The organism is Humibacillus sp. DSM 29435 (assembly GCF_001758225.1).
Lineage (GTDB): Bacteria > Actinomycetota > Actinomycetes > Actinomycetales > Dermatophilaceae > DSM-29435.
This window is the reverse complement of record NZ_MAST01000052.1, coordinates 190,411-197,634: the sequence shown is the minus strand read 5'-3', so window position 1 is coordinate 197,634 and position 7,224 is coordinate 190,411. Positions and strand designations below refer to the sequence as shown.

At 69.6% G+C, this 7,224-nt stretch carries 4 protein-coding genes; 2 read left to right on the top strand and 2 right to left on the bottom strand.

What is annotated here, in order from left to right; all coding sequences use genetic code 11:
* A partial coding sequence (locus BA895_RS21090; protein WP_070193847.1) for an HNH endonuclease signature motif containing protein occupies positions 1 to 1,637 on the top strand: 1,637 nt, incomplete at its 5' end.
* Between the two features lie 210 nt (positions 1,638 to 1,847).
* Here BA895_RS21090 and BA895_RS21085 read toward each other — a convergent pair.
* Both BA895_RS21085 and glgP read right to left on the bottom strand, forming a co-directional pair.
* The gene (locus BA895_RS21085) at positions 1,848 to 2,102 is read right to left on the bottom strand and encodes a hypothetical protein (RefSeq protein ID WP_070193846.1); all 255 of its coding nucleotides are present in this window, start codon (positions 2,100 to 2,102) and stop codon (positions 1,848 to 1,850) included.
* 109 nt (positions 2,103 to 2,211) lie between these two features.
* Entirely contained in the window at positions 2,212 to 4,800 is a 2,589-nt protein-coding gene (gene glgP / locus BA895_RS21080) for an alpha-glucan family phosphorylase (protein ID WP_070193845.1), read from the bottom strand.
* A gap of 408 nt (positions 4,801 to 5,208) precedes the next feature.
* Here glgP and BA895_RS21075 point away from each other — a divergent pair, with 408 nt between their 5' ends.
* A complete protein-coding gene (locus tag BA895_RS21075; protein WP_070193866.1) occupies positions 5,209 to 7,221 on the top strand; it encodes an alpha-1,4-glucan--maltose-1-phosphate maltosyltransferase in 2,013 nt (670 codons plus the stop codon).
* Positions 7,222 to 7,224 lie beyond the last annotated feature (3 nt).

Here is a 7,224-nt window from a genome sequence, read left to right as displayed (position 1 = left end):
GTTCGCTTCTCGAGAGGCTCCGGCAGCAGCTGGCCGACCTCGAGTCGAGCCAGCGTGCCACCGGTGGCACCGCGGCGGCCGGGGTCTGGTCGACCCCCATCCCGGATGCCGCAGAGGCGGCTGCATCGGATGCCGCTGAGCCCGCACCCGGTGCCGCCGACGCGACCTCGCCGGAGGCTGCCTCGTCGGGTTCGGCCGGCGAGGGGCGGCCGGTGCGGGAGTTTCCGGCGCCGTTGACGGTCCATTGGGCGAACTGGTCGAACGTGAGTGGGGCGTACGCGTCGGGGTTCGCGTTCGCGGCCGCGAGCCTGGACCGTCCCCAGATGGAACCGGACCGGATGACCGAGGCCGACCTGCTCGAGTCGGTGACCCAGCTCGGCGCCGTGGAACACCACAAGGAGGTCAACCTCGTGCGCCTGGTCACTCAGCTCGAGGCCCGCGGCGTCGCCTCTCCGGGCGGGTTGTGTCGGGTCGACTGGTTGCGCACCGTCGACCCCACCCTGACCGCCAGCGCCGCGAAGGCCGTCGTGACCTGTGGGGCCGCGTTCAACGAGCCCCGCTGGGCCCAGTTGCGTGACGCCGTCACCGGCGGAACCGCCGGCGACACCACCAGCACGGGCGGGCGGGTCACGGTGGGTAAGGCGGCGCAGGTCATCGACTTCTTCCACCGCCTCAAGCCGGTCGCTGACCCCGACGACCTGGAGCAGGCCGTCACCCACCTGACCGAGGAAGCACCCGGGCTGCGGTGGGAACAGCTCGCGAAGCTGGCCCGTGAGCTGTCTGACCAGGTCCGGCCCCCGAAGGACGCGGACGAGCACGACCAGAAACGTCGAGACGCGCGCGGCCTGTGGTTCACCAGCCCGAACGCGGCCGGGATGGTCGGGATGAGCGGCACTCTCGACCCCGAAGGCGCCGCAACCCTCAAAGCCGCCATCGACCCCCTCGCCGCGCCGTGCCCCCTCACCGATGAAGACGGGGTCAAGATTGAGGACGACCCCCGACCCCCGCACCAGCGCCGGATGGACGCCCTGCTCGACATTGTTGGCCGCGGTGTCACGGCGCCCGGTGAGGCGCCGAGCACGGACAAGGCCAAGATCGTCGTCACCATCAACTTCGAGGCCCTGCGCGACTGGATGCGACACGGTTGCCCACCCGACTGGGCCACCCGCGGCGGCCAGAACGGCGCGGATCGCCAGAGCGGCGCGGCGGGTAAACACGGTGCGGCGGGCAAGGGCGGGAGCGGGTCGTGTCTGAGTGGGGACGTGCTCAGCGCGGCCATCGTGCGCCGGCTGGCGTGCGACGCCACGATCATCCCCGTCGTGCTCGGCTCCGACTCCCAACCGTTGGACGTGGGCCGGGAGGAACGCCTCGTCACCCGGGCCATGCGCACCGCCCTCTGGCTCCGAGACAAGGGCTGCTCCTTCCCGGGCTGCTCCACCCCCGCTCAATGGACCGACGCCCACCACGTGCGGCATTGGATCGACGGCGGCACCACATGCCTGGGCAACCTCGCCCTGCTGTGCCGACGACACCACATCTACGTCCACGACAAGAACCTCACCGCCACCATCACCGACACCGGCGTCACCTGGCACACCTGGCAACACTGGCGCACCAGCTTCCAGGTCCGATGCTGACACCGACCCAACCGATCGGTCAGAGGCACCTGACCAACCGATCAGACGTGCGAGGCCGGCCGGTACTCGCAGCGCTAGCCGCCCGACCGTGGGGCGGCAGCCACCGAGCCCGGGTAGAGCGCTGACGGAGGGCCTGGTCGGTCACCGCCCCGACCGTACGGAAAGCGGCATCCATGCGTACCTGCGTCATCGTCCGGTGGCGCCAGATGCCTACCCGGCCAGGGCGGCACCCGCGACCACCAAAGCCACCGACCACCCAATGACCGCATCACGCTCGCCCGCGGCCAGCCCGTCGACGGCTTGCGAGAGCAGATACGGCGGCAACGCCAACCCCGCCATCCAGGCGCTGCCCAGCACGGCCCCCAGAGCAACCCTGCGGCGCTGCTGCAGCACCAGCCAGGCCAGAAACGACCACGGACCCCGCGAGGGCGGGGCCGTGCGCCTCGGATCGACGAAACTCGTCATGGGGAATCCAAGCACAGCGCGCCGGGCGCCAACCGGGTGCTCAACGCCCCAGGGGCGCTCCACCGTCGAGGCACGCGACGAGCTGTGCTCTCGACGGCGGAGCAGCAGGTCAGGCGTTGCGGGCGAGGCCCATCTCCGCCGGGCCCGCCAGGGCGGTGTTCTTCGGCACGACGCGCACGCTGTAGCCGAACGACCCGGTGCGCCGCAGTTTCTGGGCCCCGGCGAACTGGTAGCGGCCCCCCTCATAGTTCTCGGCCACCTCGAGGGTTGCGACCTCCATGTCACGAAGGTCGTCGGTGTCACTCACGTGCCCGTGCACCAGCTGCACCTCGATGTCGTCGGGGGTCAGACCCCCGAGGTCGACGAAAGCCCGAAGCTGAAGGGTGTCTCCGATCTGCGGCGAGTCGGAGAGGCCGGAGGGCTCTACGTGCTCGACGCGCACCCGCGGCCAGGCCGAACGGACCCGGGCCTTGTAGGACGCCATCGCCTTGGCACCGGCGAAGTCGGACTCGTCCATCGCCCGACCCGCGGCGGTGGCAGGGCAGTAGAGCTTCTCGGTGTAGTCCTGCACCATGCGGCTGGCGAGCACCTTCGGCCCGAGAGTCTTCAGCGTGTGGCTCATCATCGAGATCCACCCCTGTGGCAGACCGGCGTCGTCGACGTCGTAGAACGTCGCCGCGACGCTGTTCTCGATGAGGTCGTAGAGGGCCGTCGCCTCGATGTCGTCGCGGCGGTCAGGGTCATCGACACCGTCAGCGGTGGGAATGGCCCAGCCGTTGCGACCGTCGAACCACTCGTCCCACCAACCGTCGAGGATCGAGAGATTGAGGCCACCGTTGAGAGCCGCCTTCATCCCCGAGGTGCCGCACGCCTCGAGCGGGCGCAGCGGGTTGTTCAGCCAGACGTCGCAACCGGGGTAGAGGCGCTGCGCCATCGCGATGTCGTAGTTGGGCAGGAAGACGATGCGGTGACGCACCTCGGGGTCGTCGGCGAACTGCACCATCTCCTGGATGAGGCGCTTGCCGGTCTCATCGGCGGGGTGGGACTTGCCCGCGATGACGAGCTGCATGGGCCGCTCGGGGTGCAGCAACAGGCTCTTGAGGCGCACCTTGTCGCTCAGCATCAGGGTCAGGCGCTTGTACGTCGGCACCCGGCGGGCGAAGCCGATCGTCAGCACATCAGGGTCGAGCACGTCGTCGACCCAGCCGAGCTCGGCCTTGGTGGCTCCGCGCTTGCGCCACGACGAACGCACCCGCCGCTGCGCGTCGTCGACGAGCTTCTGGCGCATCTCGCGCTTGGCCGCCCAGATGGCGGCGGCAGGCACCTCGTCGATGCGGTGCCACAGGTCGGCTCCGGCGATGTCGGCGGTGCCGAGGTGCTCGCGTGCGACGTCGTAGACGGTGCGGTCGACCCACGTCGGGGCGTGGACACCATTGGTGATGCTGGTGATCGGCACCTCTTCGTCGTCGAAGCCCGGCCACAGACCGTCGAACATCTCGCGGCTGACGTGGCCGTGCAGCTTCGACACGCCGTTCGCCCGCTGTGCGAGACGCAGGCCCATGACAGCCATGTTGAAGATGCCGGCCTCACCACCGGCGTAGTCCTCAGCGCCCAGGGACAAGAGCCGGTCGACCGGCACCCCGGGGATCTCGTTCGCCCCACCGAAGAACAGATGGATCTTCTCGGCCGAGAACCGGTCGATACCGGCCGGCACCGGGGTGTGCGTGGTGAACACGGTGGCCGCCCGCACCGCCTCCAGCGCCTCGTCGAAGGTCAGCCCGTGGTCGCGCACGAGCTCGGTGATCCGCTCGACGCCGAGGAAGCCGGCGTGGCCCTCGTTGGTGTGGTAGACCTCGGGCGTCGGCGAGCCGGACAGCCGCGACCAGAGCCGCAGAGCGCGCACGCCTCCCACGCCGAGCAGCAGCTCCTGCTCAAGGCGGGTGTCGCCGCCGCCGCCGTAGAGGGTCTCGGTGACCTTGCGGGTGGCAGCGTCATTGTCGGCCACGTCTGAGTCGAGCAGCAGCAGGGGCACCCGGCCGACCTGCGCCCGCCACACGTGGGCGTGGAGGGTGCGACCGCCCGGCAGGGCGACCGAGACGACGGCCGGCGTGTCATCGGCCTCTCGCAGCAGTGCGAGGGGCAGGCCGTCGGGATCGAGCACCGGATAGGTCTCGAGCTGCCAGCCGTCTCGGCTGAGGGCCTGCTTGAAGTAGCCCGTCTTGTAGAACAGGCCCACTCCGACGATCGGGACACCGAGGTCGGAGGCCGACTTCAGGTGGTCACCAGCGAGGATGCCGAGCCCGCCGGAGTACTGCGGAAGCACCGAAGTGATGCCGAACTCGGGGCTGAAGTAGGCGATGGCGGCAGGGGCTGCGCTGCCGGCGGCTTCCTGCTCGCGGCTCCACGACTGGTACCAGCGCTCGTCGGTCAGATAGGCGCGCAGCTCCACCCCGGCGGCCTCGACCCTGGCCACGAAGTCGTCGTCGTCTGCGAGCGCGGCGAGCTCGTCGGCAGAGAGTCGCGAGAGCAGCTTGACGGGGTCCTCGCTCGCACCGGCCCACTTGGTCGGGTCGATGCTCTCGAAGAGGTCGCGGGTCGGTGGATGCCACGACCAGCGCAGGTTGCTGGCGAGCTCGCCGAGCCCCTCGATGCGGGCGGGCAGGACGGTGCGGACGCTGAAGCGTCTGATGGCCTTCACGATGGGAAAGCATAGGGCTCTTGGTGCGTGGTTCTTGCAACGCTTGCAGAAAGTTCCACCTACCGGACGGCGCAGCCTCTCCGCACGATACTTCGGCTCTCTTTTCGATAGGTTCGTCGCGTGACTGGATCAGAGCCGACGCCCCCTACTCCCCCGGCTGGTTCCAGCCCGACCCCGGAACCTGCGCACCCGGTCTCGCCCACCGCCGCGACGGCATCCGGCGCATCGACCCCCACATCGCCCCCCGCATCGACCCCCGTGTCGACAGGTCGCGCGCAGCCGGCATCCGCGAAGAGCTCGTACGACGGGGTCGACACCGCCGGCGATGGCGTGATCGACGAAGGGGAGTCCGGAGCGGTCCACCTTGCCCCGGACCACCCGGTCAGCGAACCGCCGAACGTCGAGGGGATGCCGGGCGGCGCGGTCGCCTTCGGACGCATCCCGGTCACCGACGTGCGACCGCTGCTCGAGGGCGGCGCCCTGCCGGTCAAGTCGGTGGAGCACGAGGAGTTCGTCGTGCGGGCCCGCGTCTTTCGCGAGGGCCACGACGCCGTCAACGCGACCGCGGTGCTCACCGACCCCGAGGGTCGTGACCATCACTTCGCGATGCGCTGCGACAACCCCGGCCTGAGCGAATGGAGCGCCACCGTCGTGGCGAATCAGCCCGGGCGATGGACCTACCGGGTCGAGGGCTGGTCAGACCCGTACGCCACCTGGGTGCACGACGCCACGATCAAGATCGAGGCGGGCATCGACGAGGAGCTCATGTGCGCCGAGGGCGTGCTCGTGCTCGAGCGCTTCTCCGCCGCGGTCGCCGGGCAGGGCCTGCCGACGACCGACCTCGACAGCGCTCTCGACGCCCTGCGCGACACCTCGCGCCCGGCCGCGGCCCGACTGGCCGTGGCCACGTCACCCGAGGTCCACGGCCTCGCGGGGGTGGTTCCGTTGCGCGAGTTCGTCTCCCCCACCAGGGCCCACAACCTCCTCGTCGAGCGCGAGCGCGCCCTGTTCGGCGCGTGGTACGAGATCTTCCCGAGGTCGGAGGGATGTTTCCGCGACGAGAAGACTGGCCTCTGGACCTCCGGCACCTTCCGCACCGCCGCCAAGCGACTGCCCGCGATCGCCGACATGGGCTTCGACGTCGTCTACCTCACACCCATCCACCCCATCGGCACGACGGCGCGCAAGGGCCGCAACAACACGCTCACCGCGGCGCCCGATGACCCCGGATCGCCTTACGCCATCGGCTCGCCCGACGGGGGCCACGACGCCATCCACCCCGACCTGGGCACCTTCGACGACTTCGACCACTTCGTGGCCGAGGCCACCCGTCACGGCCTGGAGGTCGCACTCGACATCGCCCTCCAGGCCTCCCCCGACCATCCCTGGGTGCAGACCCATCCCGAGCTGTTCACCACGCGGGCCGACGGCACCATCGCCTACGCCGAGAACCCGCCCAAGAAGTACCAGGACATCTACCCGCTCAACTTCGACAACGACCCGGCCGGTGCCTACGCCGAGGTTCGTCGGGTCGTGCAGGTCTGGATCGATCACGGCGTCAAGATCTTCCGGGTCGACAACCCCCACACTAAGCCGGTTGCGTTCTGGCAGTGGCTGATTGCCGATGTGGCACTCGACCACCCGGAGGTCATCTGGCTGGCCGAGGCCTTCACCAAGCCGGCGATGATGCACGCCCTGGCCATGGCCGGCTTCCAGCAGAGCTACACCTACTACGCGTGGCGGAACGCCCGCTGGGAGCTCGAGGAGTACGGCCGCGAGCTCGCCGACGAGAGCGCCACCTACATGCGTCCGTCGTTCTGGCCGACCACGCACGACATCCTCACCCCCTACATGCAGTACGGCGGCCCGACCGCGTGGAAGCTGCGTGCCGCGCTCGCCGCCACGATGGTGCCGACCTACGGCATCTACGCCGGCTACGAGCTGATGGAGAACGTCGCCCGGCCCGGCGCCGAGGAGCAGATCGACAACGAGAAGTACGAGTACAAGGACCGGCAGTGGTACCTCTACGAGCCCGGCGGCCCACTCGAGGGGCAGTCCCTCGCCTGGTACCTGCGCAGGATCAACGACATCCGACGCTGGCACCCGGCGCTGCACTGGATGCGCAACCTGACCTTCCACTCGGCCGACGACGAGAACGTCATGGTGTTCTCGAAATCGCGCGTGATCGACCGCGACACCGGAGAGCGTGACACCGTGCTCGTCGTAGCCAACCTCGACCCGCACGCCACCCGCGAGACCACGGTGCACCTCGACCTCGAGGCAATGGGTATGGCCACCTGGTCGACCTTCGAGGCCCACGACCACATGACCAACCAGACCTGGCAGTGGCGGGCCGACAACTTCGTGCGCCTCGGCCCCGACAACGAGCCCGTGCACATCATCCACGTGAGGAGCCACTGACCG

Coding starts and splice junctions, on each gene's coding strand:
- BA895_RS21085 (WP_070193846.1), bottom strand. CDS start 2,102: ATGACGAGTTTCGTCGATCCGAGGCGCACGGCCCCGCCCTCGCGGGGT.
- BA895_RS21075 (WP_070193866.1), top strand. CDS start 5,209: ATGCCGGGCGGCGCGGTCGCCTTCGGACGCATCCCGGTCACCGACGTG.